We start from the raw sequence: 20,535 nt of genomic DNA, 5'->3' as shown, positions 1-20,535 counted from the left end.
CGGCGGCGGACCAGATCAACCAGGTACGGGCACTGACTCGGTCGGAGCTGGTGAGCGACAAAGATCAAGATCCTCCGGGTTCTCCAGATGGCACTCCGCTGACACCAGGTCCATCGCTTAGCGCGGCTAAATACTTACCGGTGGAACGGGTGCGATCGACCACATCGGGCCGGCCCGCGCCGACGTGCCGTACGGTGGGGGGAGGTGTCCAGCAACGTGGTGCTTCCTTCGTCCGCCACGGCAAGGAGTTCCACGTATGCCGTCAGCAGGCCTCCGTGTTCGCATCACGGAGCTTTCCCCCACCATCCTCCTGATCACGTTCGTCGGCGATCTCGGTGCCGCGTCCGCCGCGGTGATCCGGCAGGTCCTGTCCGATTACGGCCGGCCCGGACGGCATCTGCTCGTCGACGTCTCCCACGCCGAGCGACCGGAGCGCACCGCACCCGTCCTCCCGGCGGCGGAGGGCGACTGTGTGGTGATCACCGGCGGGCGACCGCTGACCAGCCCGGTCCCCACCGTGGCCACGGTGGCCGAAGCGCGCGCCATGCTGGCCACCGAAGGCCTCGAGCCGCCGTCCGCGACCACCGACCGGCCCACCACCGAGCTCGACCTCCGCGCGCTGCGGAACCGAGCGCTCGTCGCCGAGGCCATCGACGTCGTGCGGCACCGCTACGACCTGCCCGGGCCCGAATCGGCTTTCACGGCACTCGCCCGGGCCTCGCAACAGCACAACGTGCCGGTGCGCATCCTGGCCGCCGCGGTGCTCCGGGCACCCGCGCCGACCGGGCCGACGTGGTTTCCCGGCCGCCGCAAGACCCCGCAGCCGCCGCTGAGCTTCCCCGCGGGCCCGCAAGCGGCCCACACCGTCCGGAGCGTGCTGCGCTCGCTGCTGGCTGTGGTGATACGTGCTACCGACGCGGCAGGCGGCAGTGCGCAAAGCATCGCTCCGCTGGACGACGGCCTGGCGCTGGAATGCCAGCACGGCATGCCGGAAACACCGGTCCGCGACTTCGCCTGGATCGCACTGACCGATCCCACGCCGTGCGCACGCGCCCATCGGGCCCGGGTCAGGGTCGATGCGGACTTGTCGACCGGAACCGAGATCAGTCCCGTCGTCCAGCATGCCCTGCTGGCCCACGGCGTCCGCCGCATCTGCAGCACGCCGTTGTGCGCGTCGTCCGGACGGTCTCTCGGTGTGGTGTCGACGCATCATGCCGACACCGCCGATCTCGACGACGACGTCGTCCGCATGGTGGACGGGTTGGCGGGCGAAACCGGGCACTGGCTGGACTGGCATCGCAGGACCGTGGTCTTCGATGCGCTCGAACGGCTGCATCAGCTGGCCGGGGCGCCGGCAGGCGCTTGATCACCGTCGCGCCCGATGGTGACTACTGTAGGGGCGTGCCGGCTTCCGGGCGGGTGCTCGATCCGGCCACGGTGACCGAGGGAAGGAGCGCCGGTGACGATCAAGGTGGGATACAAGGCGTCCGCGGAGCAGTTCGCGCCCCGTGAGCTGGTGGAATACGCGGTCCGGGCCGAGGAGCTCGGGCTGGACACGGTGATGATCTCCGATCACTTCCTGCCGTGGCGGAACAACGGCGGGCACGCCCCGTTCGCGCTGGTGTGGCTCGGCGCGGTGGCCGAGCGCACCAGCCGGATCACCATCGGCACCAGCGTGCTGACCCCGACCTTCCGCTACAACCCCGCGGTCGTCGCCCAGGCCTTCGCCACGCTGTCGCTGCTGTCCGAGGGCCGGGTGATCCTCGGGGTCGGCACGGGCGAAGCGCTCAACGAGATCGCCGTGTCCGGCCGCACGTGGCCGGAGTTCAAGGAGCGGTTCGCCCGGCTGCGGGAGGCCGTGCGGCTCATTCGGGCGCTGTGGACCAGCGACGACGTCACCTTCGACGGCGAGTACTACAAGCTGGTCGACGCCAAGATCTACGACCGGCCGGAGCAGCCGGTGCCGATCTACGTCGCCGCGGGCGGCCCGGTGGTGGCCAAGTACGCCGGGCGGGCCGGTGACGGCTTCATCTGCACGTCGGGCAAGGGCATGGAGCTGTACACCGAGAAGCTGCTGCCCGCGGTCGCCGACGGCGCTGCCGCCGCGGAGCGCGACCCGGCGGACATCGACCGGATGATCGAGATCAAGCTCTCCTACGACCGTGACCCGGAGCGCGCCCTGGAGAACACCCGCTTCTGGGCCCCGTTGTCGCTGACACCGGAGCAGAAGCACAGCGTGGCCTCGGCGGAGGAGATGGAGCGGCTGGCCGACGAGCTCCCGATCGAGCAGGTGGCCCGCCGGTGGATCGTCGCCTCCCACCCGGACGAGGCGATGGCGCAGCTCAAGCCGTATCTCGACGCCGGCTTCAACCACCTGGTCTTCCACGGTCCGGGCCACGACCAGGAGCGGTTCCTCAGCCAGCTGACCGAGGACATCGTGCCGCTGCTGCGGCAGTCGTGACAGCCGGGCCCGGGTGCGGCGCCCCCGATCACCGGGACCCGGGGCGCCGCACCACTGCCGCGCCACCTCAGCCGGCCTGATCGGAGTCCAGTCGTTGCCCGGTGCCCGCCCAGTAGTTGCAGATGGTGGGCGCCATCACTTCCGCCGGGCTGCCCCAGCCCGCGCACTGGTAGTTCGAGTGGCCGTACCAGTCGTGACCGAATTCGTGCGCAGCCAGCAGCGCGACGTCGTTCACACCGCCGGGATAGAGCGCGATGCGCTCGCCCATGCCCCAGTTGCAACCGACGACGTTGCTGCCGCCCCCGCAGTCGGTGATGTAGTTGTTGCGGCACTCCACCGGGGTGCCTCCGCCCTCGGTCAGGCCTTCCCAGGCCGCCGCACCCTGCCGGATGGCCGATGCATACGGCGCGCACGACGAAGTGATGTGGTAGCTGCGCGGTTCGGGCACCGGCCAGCCGGCCACCGTCGTGGCGCCGGGCTGCTGCGCGGCCTCGGCCAGCTGCTCGAACTCCTCCGCGGTGATGGGATGCGCTTGGTGCGCGCCGGGCGGGGCGTCGGCCACGGCGGCAGCGGCATCGGTACCGGACACCGGCGCGGCGGCGAACGCCAGCGCGGCCGCTGCGCCCGCCAAACCGGTGATCCAGGTGAATTTCCTCGACATGGAATCGCCTTTCGTAGCAGGGGGTTCCGACGTGTCGGCGAGCACGCCGGAACGCGAAGATAGAAAGTTCTTCATGTCTTGAGTACCGACTTTCGTCGGATGTCCCGCGAATTCACGGACAAACCCGGATCGGACGGCTGGAAATTTGCCCAGATGCGCCCAGGATGACTGTTTGCTCCCGCAGGCGTGCTGGTCAGCGGCGGCAAGCCAGCGCTAGGGCCGCTGAAAATACTGGTAAGAAGTGAACGCCGCTAACTGTGGAAAATCCGTTCCGGGATGCCCCCGAACGGACCTAGGGACATACCGTGCGCGATTCTATTCTGCCCAGTGGAGCGCGTTCTTTTCGAGCCGACCACACTCCAGGCAATTCACCGTGCCCGGCATCGAAAAGGACGTGATCCGGATCGTTCATGGTGATTGCAGACGGTGGTGGTGACTCGGCGAACGCCGCTCATCCCGCCGTAGCGAGGGACGGAGAGATCACATGCGGACACATCTTCTGCGCGCGTTCGTCGTGGGTGCCGCCGCCGCGAGCACGGTGGCGTTCACCGGTGCCGTCGCGCACGCGACCGAAGCGGATACGGCATCCAGCGGCGCGGGCCAGCCGACCGCCCAGGTGACCAAGCTCAGCCACGCCGAGGCCACCAAGATGCTGCGCGCGGCGGGCATCACGTGGTCGTCCAGCGGCAACTGCAGCGACCGCAACAAGCCGAACTGCACGTCGTTCGAGCAGGTCAACCTGACCACGATCCAAGGGATCCAGACGCTCAAACGGGCCAGCGGGTGCGCGATCAACATCACCGGAGGCACCGAGACCGGGCACGCCAGCGGCACCTACAGCCACTGGAACGGTTACAAGCTCGACACCAGCCTGAGCACGTGTCTGAACAACTACATCCAGCGCTCGTTCACGTCGATCGGCGGCAACAAGTGGCGGTCCGCCTCCGGCAACATCTACTACAAGGAAGGCAACCACTGGGACATCACCTACTACAACTGCGGCGGATGCTGATCACCGGCCTCCGGTGATGACGTCGTCCGGCGGCTGACGCATCCGCTCGCGGCAACCGAACAAGCACCACCCCAGCGGCCCACGCCGACCTCCCGGCGTGGGCCGCTGGTCACCACTGAGCCCACCAACCTCCCGACGTGAGCCACCAGTCACCACCGAGCCCACCAACCTCCCGACGTGAGCCACCAGTCACCACCGAGCCCACCAACCTCCCGACGTGAGCCACCAGTCACCACCGAGCCCAGCGACCCCGCCACCGTCTCCGGCGTTGGGTAACGTCGGGCGCCATGGAGGCTGGTCAGTGGTCGGAGGAACAACGCAAGCAGTGGCGCCGCCCACCACCCGACCGGCGCCAGCAGCGGCGCGACGTGATCACCGGCCTGGTGGTGCTTGCCGGGTCGCTGCTGGCCACCGTGCTGGTCAACAGCGCGGGCATGCTGGCGCTCGGCGAACCACCCGGCCTGCCGGAACAGTTCCTGTGGAACACCGCCCTGTCGCTGCCGTTGGTGCTCCGCACCCGCTTCCCGGTGACCGTCCTCCTTGTCGTGGGCGCGGTGTTCATCGCCGCCCAGTTCCGTCAGGTCCCGGAGACGATCGCGCCGTCGATCGCACTGTTCCTGGCGATCTACACCGTGGGTGCGTGGGCACCGGACCGGACCGTGGCGCGCCTGTCCCGCATCGGCGTGATCGTCGCTATGTTCGTGTGGCTGGGCTACTCGATGATCGTCGCGGCCACCACGTCGGACAACACGTTCGACCACGCCGCGGGCCCGATGGACCCGCTCATCGCCGCGTTGCTCTACAACATCCTGTTCAACGTGGTGTTCTTCGCCGCGGCCTACCACTTCGGCAATGTGGCCTGGCTGTCCGCGCGCAGACAGGCCGAGCTGGTCGACCGCGCCGAGCAGCTCCGGTTGTCCCAGCAGCGCAACATCCGCGGTGCCGTCGTCGACGAGCGGGTGCGCATCGCGCGTGACCTGCACGACGTGGTCGCGCACCACGTGGCGGTGATGGGCGTGCAGGCCGCGGCCGCCCGCCGCGTGCTGGACCGTGACCCTTCGGTGGCAAGCGAAGCGCTGCGCGCGGTGGAGGAAACGGCGCGCAGCGCGGTCGGTGAGCTGCGCGGCTTGCTGTGGGTGCTGCGGTCGGACACTCCGGACGACGACAGGATCACCGCCGCGGCCGAAACGACGCCGGACGGCGCCTCGGACGAGGCCCGCCGGTCCGCCCCGGGCATGGCCGAGCTCCCGGAGTTGATCGCCTCCGCCCGTAACGCGGGCTTGGAGGTGACCCATGGTGTCTACGGGGACGAACAACCGGTCCCGGACGGTGTCGCGGTGTCGGCCTACCGCGTGGTGCAGGAGGCGCTGACCAACGTGATCAAGCATGCCGGGCCGTGCCGGGTGGACGTGCGGGTGCGCTACCGGGCAACGTCACTGGAGATCGAGGTGACCGACGACGGGACCGGCACCACCACCGGCGGCAGGCAAGGGTTCGGCCTGCTCGGCATGCGCGAGCGCGTCGCGGTGCACGACGGCGAGCTGGAAGCGGGCCCACGACCGGGCGGCGGATTCCGGGTCCGCGCCACCTTCCCCCTCACCACAGTCGCAGCCCCTGGCGGAGGATCGTCGTGACCGAGCATGTCCGTGTCGTCCTCGCGGACGACCAAGAACTGGTGCGCGCCGGCTTCCGGGTCATCCTCGGGACGGAGCCCGGCATCGAGGTGGTCGGCGAAGCCGCCGACGGTGCCGAGGCCGTCCGGCAGGTACGGCAGCTGCGGCCCGACATCGTGTTGATGGACGTGCAGATGCCCGGCACCGACGGGATCGCGGCCACCCGGCAGATCCTCGCCGACCCGACGTGCCCGACCAAGCTCATCATCCTGACCACGTTCGACCGCGACGACTACCTGTTCGCGGCGCTGCGCGCCGGGGCGAGCGGCTTCCTGCTGAAGAACGCCTCGCCGGAGGACCTGATCAGCGCGGTCCGGGTGGTGGCCAGGGGTGACGCGCTGCTCTCCCCCGAGGTCACCCGCCGCGTGCTGGCCGAGTTCACCCGGGAACAGCAGCGGCAGCCGGACGACGAGCGGCCCGCCGTGCGGCCCCCGGAACTGACCGACCGGGAGTACGAAGTCCTGGTGGAGCTGGCGCGCGGGGCGAGCAACGCCGAGATCGCCGAGCGACTGGTGCTCGGGGAGACCACGGTGAAGACGCACGTGTCGCGCATCCTGGCCAAGCTGGGGCTGCGCGACCGCACCCATGCCGTCGTCTACGCCTACGAGCACGGGATCGTCTCCCCTCGGCGCTGACGGCATCGGGCCAGGTCGCGATGTGCGACCCGGGATCGGCCGGTGCGGCCCGCCGCTTGAGGCCGAGCGGCCCCGCACTGGCCGCTCACCTGCGTATCCTTCGCGCGAACGACCCGCAAAGTGGATCTCCAGCAGGACGCGCCCGGCCACCCGTCCGCCCTAGTGTCGGGGCATGCTGACCGTGAGGGGAATCAACCGGAGCTTCGGCGAGCGCCGGGCGCTGCAGGACGTGTCGTTCGACGTGCGCCCCGGCCGCTTGACCGGCTTCCTCGGCGCCAACGGCGCTGGCAAGACCACCACCATGCGCATCATCCTGGGCGTGCTGGCCGCGCACGGCGGTGAAGTCAGCTGGAACGGCAAGCCGCTCACCGCGCAGCGGCGCCGCCGGTTCGGCTACATGCCGGAGGAACGCGGCCTGTACCCGAAGATGAAGGTCGCCGAGCAGATCGAGTGGCTGGGCAGGCTGCACGGACTGTCCCGGCAGCGCGCCAGGGACAACACCGCGGAGCTGCTGGACGCGCTGGGGCTGACCGAGCGCGCCGACGACACGGTCGAACAGCTGTCGCTGGGCAACCAGCAGCGCGTGCAGGTCGCCGCCGCCCTGGTGCACGAGCCGGAGATGCTGATCCTGGACGAGCCGTTCTCCGGCCTGGACCCGCTCGCCGTCGAGGTGGTGCTCGGCGTGCTGCGCAAGCGGGCGCGGTCCGGCGTCCCGGTGCTGTTCTCCAGCCACCAGCTGGCGCTGGTCGAGCAGCTGTGCGACGACCTGGTGATCATCGCGGGCGGCCGCATCGCCGCCACGGGCAGCCGCGACGAGCTGCGCGAGCGCTACGGCCCGAACCGCTTCGAGCTGGTGGTCGATCAGGACGCAGGCTGGCTGCGCGACCACCCCGGCGTGCGGGTGGTGGACGTCGACGGCCCGCGCGCCGTGTTCGACCTGGATCGCAAGGGCACCGAGATCGAGCAGGAGGTCCTGCGTGCGGCGATGAGCCGCGGTGCGGTGCGCTCGTTCCGCCCGATCGTGCCCTCCCTCGACACGATCTTCAAGGAGGTCGTCCGATGACCACCACCACCGAGATCGCCGAGCAGGCAGGCACGGACGCACCCGGACCCGCAGCCGTGTCCGGATGGACGGCCACCAGGCTGGTCGCCGAGCGCGAGATCCGCACCTACGTACGGATGAAGGGCTTCTGGATCGGGCTGGTCCTCGTCCTGATCGGCATTTTCGCCGCGGCGATCCTCCCCGGGGTGATCGGCGGCGGCCCCACCTCGATCGCCGTGGTGGGCCAGGCCGCCGACGCGCTGCAGGAGCAGGCCGGATTCGAGGTGCGGACGGTCGCCGACGCGGACGCCGCGCGCGAGCTGGTCCGCAACGAGGAGGTCGAGGCCGCGGTCGTGCCCGACGCGCAAGGCAACCCGGCGGGGGTCCGCATCATCGCGTTGTCCGAACCACCGATGGACGTCATCGCGGCGCTGACCACCGCTCCCCCGGTCGACCTGCTGGAGCAGGGCGACGTCAGTGCCGGGCAGCGCCAGCTGGTGATCATGGTGTTCGCGCTGGTCTTCCTGATGTTCGGCATGGGCGGCCTGGCCATCGCGCAGTCGACCGTGACGGAGAAGCAGACCAGGATCGTGGAGATCTTGGTGGCCGCGGTTCCGGTGCGCTCCCTGCTGGCGGGCAAGCTGCTCGGTCACACCGTGCTGGCGCTCGGCCAGGTCGTGCTGTTCGCCGCCGCCGCGCCGATCGCGTTGCGCCTCGGCGAGCTGGACGGGCTGCTCACCGCGATCACGCCTGCGCTCGGCTGGTTCGTGCCGTTCCTCGTGGCCGGGTTCGTCCTGCTCGGGTCGCTGTGGGCGATCGCGGGGGCGCTGGTCAGCCGCCAGGAGGACCTCGGCTCGACCACCGGATCGGTCACCATGCTGGTGATGCTGCCCTACTTCCTGGTGATGTTCTTCTCCGACGATCCGCTGGTGATGACGGTGCTGTCCTACGTGCCGTTCTCCGCGTCGGTGGCCATGCCGGTCCGGCTGTTCACCGGTGAGGCCGCGGCGTGGGAGGCGCTGCTGGCGTTGGCCGTCGTCGCCGCCACGGCAGCCGCGGTCCTGCTGCTGGCCAGCAGGATCTACGCCGGATCCTTGCTGCAGACTCGGGGCAGGGTCGGGTTGGCCCAGGCCTGGGCAGGCCGGAACTGAGCGCGGCCGTCGGCGACTCCGGCACCGGTTCGCCCGCTACGGCGAGCCGGTGCCGGCGTGTGCCGGACGAGTCGATCAGCCGGCGACGTTCGCCTGGAAGCCGCGCAGCTTGTCCGCCAGCTCGCGCAGCTTGGGCGCGTAGATCGCCCACGACGGCGGTGTCTCCAGGTTCCACGGCACCAGCTGCTTGGCCTTGACCGCGGGCAGATTCGCCAACGTGGGGTACTTGTCCAGGTTCTCGGTGAAGAACTGGGCGTTGCGCGAGTCGTAGAGCAGAACGTCCGCGTCGTACCTGGCGACCTGTTCCCACGACACGGCGTCCCAGTGCGGGTCCTGCTCGTCTGACACGTCCGGCTGCACCAGGTTGATGCCCGCGTCGCGGAGCAACAGCGCATCCGAGAACACGTCCGGGTTGGCCCAGTAGAAGAACTCCTCGGCCGCCGACACGAACGCGACCTTGAGATCTTTGCGTTCCTCCGCCACCGCGCGCAGCTCGTCGACCGCTGCGGTGAAGGCCTTGCGCGCATCGGCGATGGCGGGCCCGTCCAGGTCGGCCCCGAGCGAGGCGGCGAGGTCGGCGTACCGCTGGATGACCTTGTCCACGGGGGTCGAGAGCTGCTTGATGCCGACCGTCGGGCACCGCTTGGCCACCTTGTCGGCCATCTCCTCCGGCACGTACCACAGCTGGTCGGGCGTGTTCATCGGGGCGACGAGCAGGTGCGGGCGCAGGTCGAGGAACTTCTCCATGTCGAACTCGCCCCACGACTTGCCGACCCACGTCACCGCATCCAGGTCGACGTTGCCGTACAGGTCGTCCGGGCCGTTGGCCTCACCGAACACGCCGACCGGCTTGATGCCCAGGTCCCACAGCGCGGCGGCGGCGCTGATCTGGGCCACGATGTTCGTCGGCGTGCTTTTCGCGGTGGCCTCGCGCTTGCGGTCGTCGACGAAGGACCACGGACCGCCTGTGCCGGAGTCCTGCCGGTCCTCCACCTTGCCGCACGCGCCGACCGCGAACAACGCGGCGAGCCCGGCACCGCCGAGCAAGATCCCGCGCCTGTTCACCGCCAAGTCGCCACGCTGCGCCCCAGCCCGCCGTGTGCTCATGCGCACTGCTCCTTACCTCCGCAATTAAGTAAGGCTAAGCTAACCCCTGATAGTGGGACGGTCTAGCCGGGAGTGACGCGTGATACGCACGGCTGCGACGGCGAGGAGAGAGCGTGACGGCTGACCTGCTCACTGCTCCGGCGAGCCGCGCACGGCCGGCCCGGCGATCACGCCGCTTCCGTCTCGCGACGGGGCTGGTCCTTGCCTGCGCAGGCCTGCTGTGCGCCGTCGTCCTCTCGGTCTTCCTGGGCGCGCGGCCGATCGACCTCGGTGTCGTCCTGGATGCGTTGCGCCACTACGACCCGGCCGTCGACGATCACATCGTGGTGCGCGACCTGCGCATTCCGCGCACGCTGACCGGCCTGGCCGCGGGCGCGGCACTCGGGCTCGCCGGCGCGCTGACCCAGGCCCTCGCCCGCAACCCGCTCGCCGACCCCGGCCTGCTCGGCATCAACCAGGGGGCGGCGCTCGGTCTCGTGGTGGCCGTCGCGGTGGCCGGGACGACGCATCCGTTGTCGGTGGTGTGGTTCGCCTTCGTCAGTGCGTCCGCGGCTGCGCTGCTGGTGTTCGGCATCGTGGTGCGCGGCAGGGGCGGCGCCGACCCGGTGCGACTGATCCTTGCCGGGATGGCCGTCACCTATGTGCTCAGCGGGATCGTCTACGCGATCGTCCTGCAGGACTACCAGACGTATCAGTCGTACCGAAGCTGGGTCATCGGATCGTTGGCCAGCCCCGATCCCGACCAGCTCGCCGCGATGACGCCGTTCCTGGCACTCGGCACCGCGCTGGCCGTGCTGCTGGCTCGGCCGCTGAACGTGCTGGCGCTCGGGGACGAAACCGGGCACGCGCTCGGGGTACGGCGGGCGCGCGTGCGCGGGCTCGCCGGGGTGGTGATGGTCATGCTGTGCGGGGCGGCCACTGTGCTCGCCGGGCCGATCGTGTTCGTCGGCCTGGTCGTGCCGTACCTGGCGCGCATGATCACCGGCCCCGACTACCGCTGGCTGCTCCCCTACTCGACGGTGCTGGCGGCGACGCTGCTGCTGGTCGCCGACGTCGTCGGCCGGGTGATCGTGCGGCCGAGCGAAGTCGCCGTCGGCGTGACCATGGCTTTCGTCGGCGCCCCGGTGCTGATCGCGATGATCCGCCGGCGCGGGAGGCTGCCGCGGCTATGACGGTCACCCACTCCCCCGCCCCCGGCGCGGTCTGGCGCCGCGGCCGCTGGTCGCTGCTGGTGCACCGGCGCAGTGTCGCCGTCGGCCTGACCCTGTTCGGGCTGGTGGTCGCGGTGGGGCTGATCTCGCTCGCCGTCGGCGACTACCCGATCTCCGTCCCGGACACGGTGCGGACCCTGCTCGGCAACGGCAGCGTCGACACCGACTACGTGATCTTCGAGGAGCGCCTGCCCCGCCTGCTCACCGCGCTGGCCGCCGGGGCCGCGTTCGGCGCCAGTGGGGCGCTGTTCCAGAGCCTGACGCGCAATCCGCTGGGCAGTCCGGACATCATCGGGTTCACCGCGGGCGCCAGCACCGGCGCCCTGGCCGCGTTCCTGCTGGTCGGAACGACCCTGCAATTCGTCGCCACGGGCGCGATCATCGGCGGGCTGGCCAGCGCCGTCGTCGTCTACGGTCTGGCCTACCGCCGGGGAACGACCAGCTACCGGCTGGTGCTGATCGGGGTCGCGGTCCAGCTGCTGCTGCTGTCGACCAATACGTTTCTGCTGATGCGCGCCGACGTGCTGGACGCGCAGTCGGCGTCGTGGTGGCTGGTCGGCAGCCTCAACGGGCGCGACTACGGGTACGCGGCGATTGCCGGCGCGGCGGTGGTCCTGCTGCTGCCGATCGCACTGCTGCTGCACCGACGATGCCTGATGCTCGAGCTCGGCGACACCTCGGCCCGCACCCTCGGCGTGCCGGTCGAGCGCTCCCGGCTGGCAGTGGCGACGGTGGGCGTCGGGCTGGCCGCGGGGGCCACGGCGTCGGTCGGCCCCATCGCGTTCGTGGCGCTGGCCGCCCCGCAGCTGGCGCGCAGGCTGACCACCGCGACCGGACCCGGCGTGCTGCCCGCGGCGCTGATGGGCGCGCTGCTGCTGTCGGTCAGCGACCTGATCGCCCAGCACGGCCTGGGCGAGGACCAGGCTCCGGTCGGCGTGGTGTCGAGCTGCCTGGGCGGCGCCTACTTGATCTGGATGCTCAGCCGCACGCGGCAGGGAGGATGAACGATGACCAACGGCCACACCGACCTCAGCGGGTCGGGGCTCACCCTGGGCTACGACCGCCGGATCGTCAGCCGCGATCTGGACGTGTCCATCCCGCCCGGCTCGTTCACCGTGATCATCGGCCCGAACGCCTGCGGCAAGTCGACCCTGCTCAAGGCGCTGAGCGGCATCCTGACCCCGGAGGCGGGCACCGTGGTGCTGGACGGCAAGGAATTGTCGTCCTATCCGGCCAAGGCGCTGGCCCGCAGGCTGGGCCTGCTGCCGCAAACCGCCGTCGCACCGGACGCGATCACCGTGGTCGATCTGGTCTCCCGCGGGCGGTACCCGTACCAGCGGATGCTGCGGCAGTGGTCGGCCGAGGACGAGCAGGCGGTCGCCGAGGCGATGGCGGCCACGGGCGTGACGGACCTGGCTGATCGCCCGGTCGACGAGCTGTCCGGGGGTCAGCGGCAGCGCGTGTGGCTGGCGATGGTGCTGGCGCAGCAGACGCCGCTGCTGTTGCTGGACGAACCGACCACCTTCCTGGACATCGCGCATCAGATCGACGTGCTCGACCTGTGCGCCGAGCTGCACGAGCAGGGCGGGCGGACGCTGGTGGCCGTGCTGCACGACCTCAACCACGCGGCGCGGTACGCCACCCACCTGATCGTGATGTCCAAGGGGGCGATCGTGGCCGAGGGCAACCCGTCCGACGTGCTCACCGAGCAGCTGGTCACCGACGTCTTCGGATTGCAGTGCCAGGTGATCGACGATCCGGAGACCGGGACACCGATGGTGATCCCGGCACGTCGCCGGGCCCGCTCGCGGGAGCTGGCGCTCGACACGCGGGTCGCTTCCTGACAAAGGCCTCCGTAGCTCCGCACAAGGCCGCCGTAGCTCATCGTGAGGTCAGGCCCCCGACCGCCACAGGCGACGGGTCAAGCTGTCGGGGGCCGGAGTGCCGGCGCGGCCGGCCAGTCCCTGCCCACCATCGGGCCGACGCCGCAGGCGTGAAGGTGACCATGCCCTGCCCGGCCGCCCGTGCACACCGGCGGGCAGGCCAGAGCGCACCGCGCTGCGATGCAGTCCGTGACGAGCGCGGCCGGGGCAGCATCCGGAGTGATCCGGCGCGGATGTGCCCAGACCGTGCCGATGCGGGTGAACGCCGGGAGGGACGCGTCCCATCGCCGTCCGGCGCCCGAGGCCGGGGCGCCGCGCCGCGTCGCCCTCCCCTCGTCCGTCCGCGAGACGAAAATCAAGACCTTGGGCCCGTGACGATGGCACGAACGGGACACGAAAAGCCAGCCCACCCACCCCGTCGGCGGGGACGGCCAGAAACTGAAGAAATTTCACCGGTGGCCCGATCTTCCGAGTCGTGCTCGAAAGGTTTCCTTTTCGCGACGAAGCCCACGATCGCGCCGTTTTCGATCATGCTCCGCCGGACGGGCGGCAGGTCGGGCCACCTTTTTGTCGACATCGCCCGATTCCGGACACGTAGCGGCAACGCAACGGCAACGTCACATCCTCGTCACGTGGATTCTGTCCCCCGCTGGCGCTACTGTGCCGCCTTGACCTTGCCGAAAAAGAGTTCAGGATGGCGGTATGCCCTACGTTGTGCAACTCCTTCCCCTGCTCGGCGTTGCCATCGGTGCAGTCGTGACCTACGCGGTCATCGCCCAGGTCATTCGTGCTCGCTGGCTCCGGGAACGTGACGCACGCTGGGATCAAGCCCGTTTGGACGCATACGCGGCGTACGCGAACATCATCAAGCAGTACACGCAGATCGCCATTCGGATCGCGGCGACCCGGGGGTTCGGCGCATCGGACAAGCCGTTGTCCCCTGAGGAGGGCCTGCCGATGCTGGCCGAGCTCGACGCGGAGCGCAACAACCGGTGGGAGGCCGTTCTGCTGTTGGGCGACCCGGACACCATCGCCGCGGCCCGGCGCTGGCACGAGGTGGTCTGGAAGCTGGAGTGGTTCGCCAACGGCAGCCTGCGCAGTCGGGCGATGTGGGACGAGATGTGGCAGCAGGCGGCCCGCGACCGCGCTCGCTTCTACGAGTGCGCACGACGCAGCCTGGGTATCGGCGGCGGCGACGCCATGCCGGAATCGGGCTGGGAGCGCAAATCGGTGGTGTGGCAGCAGCTGCGCGAGCGTGACCGCGCCGCGCAGGCCGAAGAAGCCGCGGAGGGTGACCCGGCGCCCGAGGTGCCCGCTCCGCAGTCCCGGCCGCAGTCGCAAGCCCCGGCGCAGCGCAAGTAGCGCGTCCCGCGCTGCGGCGAGCCGCGGCACGATCAGCACAGCGGTGCGGTGGCCACGCCTTCCGGCAGCATGGCGCGCTCTTCGCTGGTGAACTCCCGGTGATCGATGACGCGGCACAGCGTGCGCACCCATTCCGAAACATCGACCGGGACGGCCACCGCCGTCGACCCGAGGTCGACCGCGAGGACTCGTCCGTCGCGCGAGACCGAGATCGTGTCGGTGCGCTGCCTTGTCCGTCCCCGCAGGTCGAGCACGCGCTCCGGCCGTGACGACCCGAACCGGTAGTAGCTCACCTTGCCGCTCTCGGCCAGCGCGATCCTGCCGGGCTCGTCGAGGAACGTCACCACGGGCGGGCGGTTGGCCGGTGACTTCCGGATGTTCACCATCGGCAACGGGCCCAGCACCTGCTTCGCCTCGCGCAAGTCCCACACCGCCAGGCCCGCCCCGGCGGTCACCACGGCCGCATACCTGCCGGACTGATCGAACCCGACCCAGGTCGGCTGGCTCCCGACGCGCAATGAGCCGACGGTGCGGCCGCCGCGGTCCACGATGACGACTTCGTCGGAGTCCGGCTGGATGACGGCCACCCGGTCGCCCTTCGGATACGGCAGGATGCGGACCTCACCGGCGACGTCCGGCTCGATGCCGTGCTTGGTCAGGTCGAGCGAGGCGACCTTTTCCCCGGTCCGGGGATTCCACCAGTCGGCCCGCGCCCCGGCGGTGGTCAGCAGGTACTCGCCGACGAACTGCGGAGGATCGTCGTACGTGGCGACGTCCTGCCCGTCCCGGGGAACGGTCGCCAACCGCTTCAGGTCGGGGAGCTGGTGGACGGCGACTTCATCCTTGTCGCCGACCGCCACCAGGGTCCCGTCCTGATCGACACTGACGAACTCCGCATAAGCCTCGGCCGTCCCGACGTTGCGATTGTCCTCGGTCCTGGTCACCAGCACGGTCCATCGCCGAGCGTCCTCCGCTTGTCCAGCCGATCCGGCCGTGATCAGGTATTTGCCGTCCGGCGTCATCGCGGCCGTCGCCGGGCCTGTGACGGACCCGAGGACTTCGGAACCGACGCTGTCCGCATCGGCCGGCAGCGGCTCGATCAGGACCCGCCTGCTGTCGTGCCGCAGCATGTAGTACCGGTCCCGGTCGCGGATCAACGGCCCGAACAACTTCAGGTCCAAGTCTCGGCCCGCCCGGACGGGAAGGGGTACCGAGGTGCCGGAGCGGAAGTCGGCAACGACTCCGAGCACCACGGCGACCGAATCGCCGTAGTGGGCGTCGAAACCGAGCGGGCAGTTGCCCGGCACCGTGACCGCCTTCCTGGTTTCGCTCACGGACCCGTCCCGCAAGGAGATCGGCGCCAGTGTGGCCGAGTTGGTGGTCCCGTCGTAGCGGCACGCCACGGCGTGGTCTTGCGAGATGGTCCCGTTCACGACGGTGCTGCCGTCCAGCGACGTCTGCTTCACGATCAACTGGCGACCGATCTGCCGCACCCCGTCGGTGTCGCCGTCCCACAGCACCAGCGACCGGGTGTGCCGCTCACCGTCGGCAAGCGCGACTTTCCCGGCGGACGTGAAGCCCAGGGCGGTGAGCCCGTCCGGGGACTTGCGCTCGCCGATGCGGACCGGTTCCCCATCGTCTGCACGCCACCACTGAACGGTGTCCGCCGTCGGCATGCCTGCGAAGCCGATCGCCCCGAAGCTCAGCACGACATCGGTGCCGTGCACGAGCCCGCTGACGACTCGATCGTCGAAACCGACCGGGATCGACCACTTCTTACGCCGCTTTTCGACGTCGTAGAACGACGTCGCTGTCGCCTCCACCAGGAGAACGCCACTGCCGTCGTCGGCGACGTCGACGGCGAGTGCCTGAGCGCCGAGGATGTGCCACACACGGGGGGCCTTGCCCGGTCTACGCACCCACACCGTGATCAGGCCGCCCACGCTACGCGCCGCGATGACGCGACCGTCGGCACTGGCGTCGGCGTTTTCGATGACTCCCGAGGCGCCGGACAGGACGGTGGCGACGTGACGGTAGGCCAGATAGTGCTGCACCAGCGCCGACTCGGTGTGCTCGCCGGCTTCGCAGCGGTACGCGGCGAGCGCGAGCATGATGGCCCACGCCGGGTCGGATCGGGCCGTGGTTTCCGACAGGGCGGACATCGAATGGGCCGCGGCACTGGCCCGCCGCTCCTCGGACACCGCGCTCTGATAACTGGCCAGCATCCCGAAGACGATCGCGGCCACGACCACGACGGCCAGCGACGCGAGCACACTCCGGCGCACCCGGCGGTCCCTCTTGCTGCGCGCGGATGCGGCGGCAACGTAGGCGTGCACCCACGACGGCACTGATTCTCCGCGTGCATGCACCCAGTGCTGCGCGTATGCCAGTGCGCGGCCACGCAGCAGCATGCCGTGGTCGCGGCCCGCCTGGTCCCATTCGGCTGCGTGGCGCTCCGTCTCGTGCAGCCAGTGCAAGAACTCCCGATCGGCGGCCAGCCAGTCCCGCAAACGAGGCCAGTGGTCGATCAGCGCCTGGTGGGCGAACTCGATGACGTGGGTCCCGTCCTGCGCACGGTCGTGCACCAGCAGCCGGTGCGCGACGAGATGATCCGCGATCCGCCGCTCGTTCGGCGGCAACTGGCCGTACGGGACCGGGGTCCGCACGAAGCCGCCACCGTCCGTGGGCGTGGTCAGCCGGGTGAGCAGGCTGCGGATTGCGGACATTTCCGCCGGCGGGATCGTCCTGATCGCCGCCTCCGCCTGCTCGGCCACCGCACCATGCACGCCGCCCACCTGCTGATAGGCGGCATGGGTGAGCATTCCGCCCTGTCGCTGCTGCCACAGCTGCGCCAGCAGCGACTCCACCAGTGGCAGCTGTCCCGGTTCCGCCGCGGCGTCGTCGAGGATCCGGTCCACCAAGCCGTCCTCGAAATACAGGCCGGGAGCTCGGCGGGCCGGGAGCACGATCGCATCGCGCAGCTGCTCGCGGGTCATGTGACCGATCGGCACCAGGCCGCGCTCGACCTCCGCACGGTTGTCGTCGGTGAGCACGTGCGCGAGCGACTCCCAGCGGAGCGTGAGGACGACGCGCAGCGACCGGGCCATCTCGCCCGCCGCACGCGTGAGACCCAGCAGCAGCCGCAACACCGAGGCCGCCTGCGGTGGTGGCAGTTCCTCGAACTGATCGGCGAACAAGACGACGCCCGAGTCACCGCCTTGCTCGGCGATCTTGGTGGCGACCGCACGCAGCACCGCCGGGCCGGCGTCGAGCACGGCCTGCATCCGCTCCGGCGGCTTCAGCGGGTCGTCGTCCGGCAGCAGCGACGACAACGCGTGCGCGACAGCCGCGGTCGGCGACTGGGCTCCCATCATCCGCAGAACAGCGACCCGGGCCCCCTCGGCGCGCAGCCTGGGCAGCACTCCGGCGCGCATCACCGACGACTTGCCGACACCGGACCGGCCGACGACCCCGACGAGTGGCCGCTCCGCCACGGCTGCGGTGATCCGGCCGATCTCGTCGTCCCGAACAGGTAGTCGGTGTGCTGCTCGTCGAACGGCTCCAGGCCGCGATAGGGGTTGGGCAGCAATCGCGGGTCGACACCGAGGACATCGGCGACGGAAATGAGCCGGGCGTCGGCGTCGTCGATCGCGATGATCCCGACGACCGCGCCGACCTGCTCGTCCCAGACCGGAGCCCCGTCGTAGCCGTCGAACAGCTGCTGGCCGTGGGCATCGGCAGCCACGACAGGACCGCTCGGCGACATGCGGACCGTGCCGGCCGCCCACACGCCGTCGTGCATGCCCTGCGGGAAGCCGAGGCTGCGGAACCGGTGGCCGTCGAGGTCGTCGGCCCGGAACATCGGTGGCGGGCCGGTCTGCTCGACCGCCGTCGCCAGTTCCAAGATGACGGCCTGAGGACCCCCGCCGTGGCCCGGCCCCCAGGACTCCACCCGCGCCTTGATGCGCACGTCGCCCAGCAGCGGAAAGTCCACCAGACATTCGGCGGTTTGCCCCGAGGCGCCGCCGAATGCACGCTGCACCACGCTTGCCGAGGTGGCCACCCTTCGATCGGCGACGAGGAAACCGGCACCCACGATGCGGCCGGACAACGTGTGGATGCGGGCGACGGCTGACCCGAGCGACGCGGTGCTCATCGTGGGCACAACCTTTCCTCCCCCACGCCCTCGGGGAGGGCGCGCCGCTCCTCCGGCGTGAAGTCCTGTCCGTCCAGGGCCGCGCAGACCTCGGCGTACCACACGTGTGGATCAAGCCGAGCCTCACCGGGAGGTCTTGGCCCCGTGTCGTCGACTTCGCGATAGAGCAATCGTCCGCTCTCCACAGACAACGACAGCGGTTGGCGGGCGAAGGTCGACGCACCGAGCCGCAGTGTGCGGTACGGCACCGCGCTGCCCGGCCGATACCAGCGCACTCCGCTGTCGTCCGCGACCACGAAGGCTCCCGGCTCGGCGAGGAATTCCACGACCAATCCGCCGATCGTCGATGTGACCGCGTCCTCGTCGCTCTGCCCCACACCGGTGAGCGGACGGCCCACCTGCCGTTTGGCGCGGACGTCCCACAGCTCCAGCGTCTGCCCCTTCTTCAGCACGAGCGCATACGGGGTGGACTGTTGGAACTCGACCGCCGTGGCGTCCAGTCCGACTGGCACTTCGTCGATCTTCTTCCCGTCCAGGCCGGCGACGACCAGCCCGGACCGGTCGGCGACGGCCGCCAGCCGGTCCTCTCCCAGCGGGACGATGTCCCGCACTTCCTCCGTCGGGCCGACCAGCTTCTCGCCCACGACGTCGTAGTCCCTGATCCGCTTTCCCGTGCGAACGTCCCACCAGGTGACGGTCGTCCCGGCCACGGTCACGAACCGCTGCTCGTCGAACCTGGTCTGGCCCTCCGGCGGAACCTCGATGGTGGCCAGCGGCTCGAGGGCGGGCAGGGTCCAGATCTGCACGGTGGTGGGTGAGACTCGATCGGCCACGTACTTGCCGTCCGGGGAGAGGTCGAACGGGCGCGGCTGGCCCACGTCGATGCTCGAGACGTGTGTGCTGTCGCGCTCGGCCTCGGTGACCTTGCCGGTCGCGGTCTCGCGAACACGCACCTTGGAGCCGTCCTCCGAATACGTCACGACGTACCGTCCGTCGGTGGTGACCACCGCGGCCGCGGCGTTGTCGGGCTGGTCACCGGCTGTCGGTACCTCCGTCAGCACGATGCGTCGCCCGATAGTTTGCACGGCGTACACGCGCTCCCCGGCACGCACCAAGTCCTCGAGACCGGCGTGATCCTCCGTGCCCAGGTCGTACTCGGTCGATTCGCTGGGCAGCAGCGACCACCTGGTGGTCTTCCCGGTCTCCACGGACACGACGAGGCTGTCCGACACGACTGTGGTACCCGCGTCGTCGATGGCAACCGCCGAGCAGACCGCGGCTTCGTCGGCTGCGGGACTCGTCATCTCCCTCGCCTTGCCGTCACGCTCGACGACCACACCGGCGCCGCCGCAGTACGCGACTGTTCCGGTACGGCTCACCACGAAATCCGATGCAGGGATTCGCCCGAGGTCGCTCTGCTCGCCGGTGCGCAGATCGACGCGCGACACCGGGGATTGGTCCGACGTGTATGGCTCACCACGCACGATCGCCTGGCTGCCGTCCGGAGCCACCCAGAACGGGAAAGCCTTGATCTCCGGCAAACCGGCAAGCTGGTACTTCCCCTCTTTCTGACGCCAGACCTTGAGTCCCTTCTCGCTGGTGTACAGCAGCACCGTTCCGTCGTCGGCCACCCGGCCCCAGCCGTGCTTCTCCGTCTCGTCGATCGGGAAGGTGTGGCGCACCTTGCCGCTTCGCGGATCGACCAGCCACGACTGCCGACGTCCGACCGCGAGGACCGCGCTGCCGTCAGAAGCGACCGCGACGTCGCGGACCCCGTCGGTGCCCGGCAGCCTGTGCCGGACCGTGCGTCCCTTCTCCCGATGCCACACCACCGCGACGACCTCGCCGCTGGCGGCGATCACCCGGCCGTCGGCACTGGCCTCGGCCTTGTTCACCTTCGCCCCGAGCCAGAGCACCGCCTCGGCGTCCTTGCTCCAGATACCGGTGGAACAAGGCCTGCTCGGCCTCCGCCGTGGGGTGCCGCTGGTAAGCCGCCAAGGCCAGCTTCATCGACAGCACCCGGTCGCTCTCCGACGTCTGCTGCGACCGTGCCGCCAGCTCGCGCGACTCGGCCAGCGCGGCCTGCTCCGCGGACACCCGGCGCTGATAGACGAAGAACGACGCGAGGACGACGGACACGGCGAGCAGCAGGCACAGCCCGGTCGTGACCAGTTGCCTGCG

Annotated in this window: 16 protein-coding genes; 11 read left to right on the top strand and 5 right to left on the bottom strand. The window is 70.1% G+C overall.

What is annotated here, in order from left to right; all coding sequences use genetic code 11:
• Window positions 1-256: 256 nt before the first annotated feature.
• Both YWY_RS20065 and fgd read left to right on the top strand, forming a co-directional pair.
• Window positions 257-1,366 carry an ANTAR domain-containing protein gene (locus tag YWY_RS20065; RefSeq protein WP_038044354.1) on the top strand — a complete coding sequence of 370 codons (1,110 nt, stop codon included), beginning with the start codon at window positions 257-259 and terminating at the stop codon, window positions 1,364-1,366.
• A gap of 93 nt (window positions 1,367-1,459) precedes the next feature.
• Entirely contained in the window at window positions 1,460-2,461 is a 1,002-nt protein-coding gene (fgd, locus tag YWY_RS0103365; protein WP_028846459.1) for a glucose-6-phosphate dehydrogenase (coenzyme-F420), read from the top strand.
• A 67-nt stretch (window positions 2,462-2,528) separates the two neighbouring features.
• Here fgd and YWY_RS24525 read toward each other — a convergent pair whose 3' ends face one another.
• A complete protein-coding gene (locus tag YWY_RS24525; RefSeq protein WP_028846458.1) occupies window positions 2,529-3,122 on the bottom strand; it encodes a hypothetical protein in 594 nt (197 codons plus the stop codon).
• Window positions 3,123-3,606: 484 nt separating this feature from the next.
• On the opposite strand from YWY_RS24525, the gene YWY_RS0103355 reads away from it, so the two are divergent.
• The 5 genes from YWY_RS0103355 (at window position 3,607) to YWY_RS0103335 (ending at window position 8,635) form a co-directional block, all read left to right on the top strand.
• Entirely contained in the window at window positions 3,607-4,134 is a 528-nt protein-coding gene (locus tag YWY_RS0103355) for a hypothetical protein (protein ID WP_028846457.1), read from the top strand.
• 287 nt (window positions 4,135-4,421) lie between these two features.
• Entirely contained in the window at window positions 4,422-5,768 is a 1,347-nt protein-coding gene (locus YWY_RS0103350; protein WP_051309617.1) for a sensor histidine kinase, read from the top strand.
• Complete coding sequence (locus YWY_RS0103345; protein WP_038044353.1) at window positions 5,765-6,442, top strand: response regulator; 678 nt, start codon at window positions 5,765-5,767, stop codon at window positions 6,440-6,442. Before YWY_RS0103350 ends, YWY_RS0103345 begins: the two co-directional genes overlap by 4 nt.
• 172 nt (window positions 6,443-6,614) lie before the next feature.
• Entirely contained in the window at window positions 6,615-7,505 is an 891-nt protein-coding gene (locus YWY_RS0103340; RefSeq protein WP_028846454.1) for an ABC transporter ATP-binding protein, read from the top strand.
• The gene (locus YWY_RS0103335; protein ID WP_028846453.1) at window positions 7,502-8,635 is read left to right on the top strand and encodes an ABC transporter permease; all 1,134 of its coding nucleotides are present in this window, start codon (window positions 7,502-7,504) and stop codon (window positions 8,633-8,635) included. The genes YWY_RS0103340 and YWY_RS0103335 overlap by 4 nt, the downstream gene beginning before the upstream one ends.
• A gap of 75 nt (window positions 8,636-8,710) precedes the next feature.
• Here the strand turns inward: YWY_RS0103335 and YWY_RS0103330 are convergent, their stop codons facing one another.
• Window positions 8,711-9,742, bottom strand: coding sequence for an ABC transporter substrate-binding protein (locus YWY_RS0103330; protein ID WP_084608870.1), 1,032 nt, complete (start codon window positions 9,740-9,742; stop codon window positions 8,711-8,713).
• A gap of 113 nt (window positions 9,743-9,855) precedes the next feature.
• Here YWY_RS0103330 and YWY_RS0103325 point away from each other — a divergent pair, with 113 nt between their 5' ends.
• From YWY_RS0103325 to YWY_RS20060, 4 genes are all read left to right on the top strand, one after another.
• Window positions 9,856-10,914 (top strand): FecCD family ABC transporter permease, encoded by a 1,059-nt coding sequence (locus YWY_RS0103325; protein ID WP_038044352.1) that lies wholly within the window; start codon window positions 9,856-9,858, stop codon window positions 10,912-10,914.
• A complete protein-coding gene (locus YWY_RS0103320; protein WP_028846450.1) occupies window positions 10,911-11,957 on the top strand; it encodes a FecCD family ABC transporter permease in 1,047 nt (348 codons plus the stop codon). The genes YWY_RS0103325 and YWY_RS0103320 overlap by 4 nt, the downstream gene beginning before the upstream one ends.
• A 3-nt stretch (window positions 11,958-11,960) precedes the next feature.
• The gene (locus YWY_RS0103315) at window positions 11,961-12,797 is read left to right on the top strand and encodes an ABC transporter ATP-binding protein (RefSeq protein ID WP_028846449.1); all 837 of its coding nucleotides are present in this window, start codon (window positions 11,961-11,963) and stop codon (window positions 12,795-12,797) included.
• Between the two features lie 741 nt (window positions 12,798-13,538).
• On the top strand, window positions 13,539-14,198 hold the full coding sequence (locus YWY_RS20060; RefSeq protein WP_051309611.1) for a hypothetical protein: 660 nt from the start codon (window positions 13,539-13,541) through the stop codon (window positions 14,196-14,198).
• A 32-nt stretch (window positions 14,199-14,230) separates the two neighbouring features.
• Here YWY_RS20060 and YWY_RS0103305 read toward each other — a convergent pair whose 3' ends face one another.
• Genes YWY_RS0103305 through YWY_RS0103295 form a run of 3 tightly spaced genes read right to left on the bottom strand, consistent with a single transcriptional unit; the run spans window position 14,231 to window position 20,270 of the window.
• On the bottom strand, window positions 14,231-17,692 hold the full coding sequence (locus tag YWY_RS0103305) for an nSTAND1 domain-containing NTPase (RefSeq protein ID WP_028846448.1): 3,462 nt from the start codon (window positions 17,690-17,692) through the stop codon (window positions 14,231-14,233).
• Window positions 17,632-18,354 carry a S1 family peptidase gene (locus YWY_RS0103300; RefSeq protein ID WP_028846447.1) on the bottom strand — a complete coding sequence of 241 codons (723 nt, stop codon included), beginning with the start codon at window positions 18,352-18,354 and terminating at the stop codon, window positions 17,632-17,634. Before YWY_RS0103300 ends, YWY_RS0103305 begins: the two co-directional genes overlap by 61 nt.
• Window positions 18,351-20,270 (bottom strand): WD40 repeat domain-containing protein, encoded by a 1,920-nt coding sequence (locus YWY_RS0103295; RefSeq protein ID WP_156899086.1) that lies wholly within the window; start codon window positions 20,268-20,270, stop codon window positions 18,351-18,353. The genes YWY_RS0103300 and YWY_RS0103295 overlap by 4 nt, the downstream gene beginning before the upstream one ends.
• Window positions 20,271-20,535 lie beyond the last annotated feature (265 nt).

Source organism: Thermocrispum agreste DSM 44070, assembly GCF_000427905.1.
Lineage (GTDB): Bacteria > Actinomycetota > Actinomycetes > Mycobacteriales > Pseudonocardiaceae > Thermocrispum > Thermocrispum agreste.
The sequence above is the reverse complement of the archived record's forward strand: the minus strand, read 5'-3'. Positions and strand labels throughout refer to the sequence as shown.

Bases quoted from the DNA above. Each gene is read 5' to 3' on its own strand.
- YWY_RS20060 (WP_051309611.1), top strand. From the start codon at position 13,539: ATGCCCTACGTTGTGCAACTCCTTCCCCTGCTCGGCGTTGCCATCGGT.
- YWY_RS0103335 (WP_028846453.1), top strand. From the start codon at position 7,502: ATGACCACCACCACCGAGATCGCCGAGCAGGCAGGCACGGACGCACCC.
- YWY_RS20065 (WP_038044354.1), top strand. From the start codon at position 257: ATGCCGTCAGCAGGCCTCCGTGTTCGCATCACGGAGCTTTCCCCCACC.
- YWY_RS0103355 (WP_028846457.1), top strand. From the start codon at position 3,607: ATGCGGACACATCTTCTGCGCGCGTTCGTCGTGGGTGCCGCCGCCGCG.
- YWY_RS0103320 (WP_028846450.1), top strand. From the start codon at position 10,911: ATGACGGTCACCCACTCCCCCGCCCCCGGCGCGGTCTGGCGCCGCGGC.
- YWY_RS0103315 (WP_028846449.1), top strand. From the start codon at position 11,961: ATGACCAACGGCCACACCGACCTCAGCGGGTCGGGGCTCACCCTGGGC.
- YWY_RS0103350 (WP_051309617.1), top strand. From the start codon at position 4,422: ATGGAGGCTGGTCAGTGGTCGGAGGAACAACGCAAGCAGTGGCGCCGC.
- YWY_RS0103330 (WP_084608870.1), bottom strand. From the start codon at position 9,742: ATGAGCACACGGCGGGCTGGGGCGCAGCGTGGCGACTTGGCGGTGAAC.
- YWY_RS0103300 (WP_028846447.1), bottom strand. From the start codon at position 18,354: ATGAGCACCGCGTCGCTCGGGTCAGCCGTCGCCCGCATCCACACGTTG.
- YWY_RS0103340 (WP_028846454.1), top strand. From the start codon at position 6,615: ATGCTGACCGTGAGGGGAATCAACCGGAGCTTCGGCGAGCGCCGGGCG.
- YWY_RS24525 (WP_028846458.1), bottom strand. From the start codon at position 3,122: ATGTCGAGGAAATTCACCTGGATCACCGGTTTGGCGGGCGCAGCGGCC.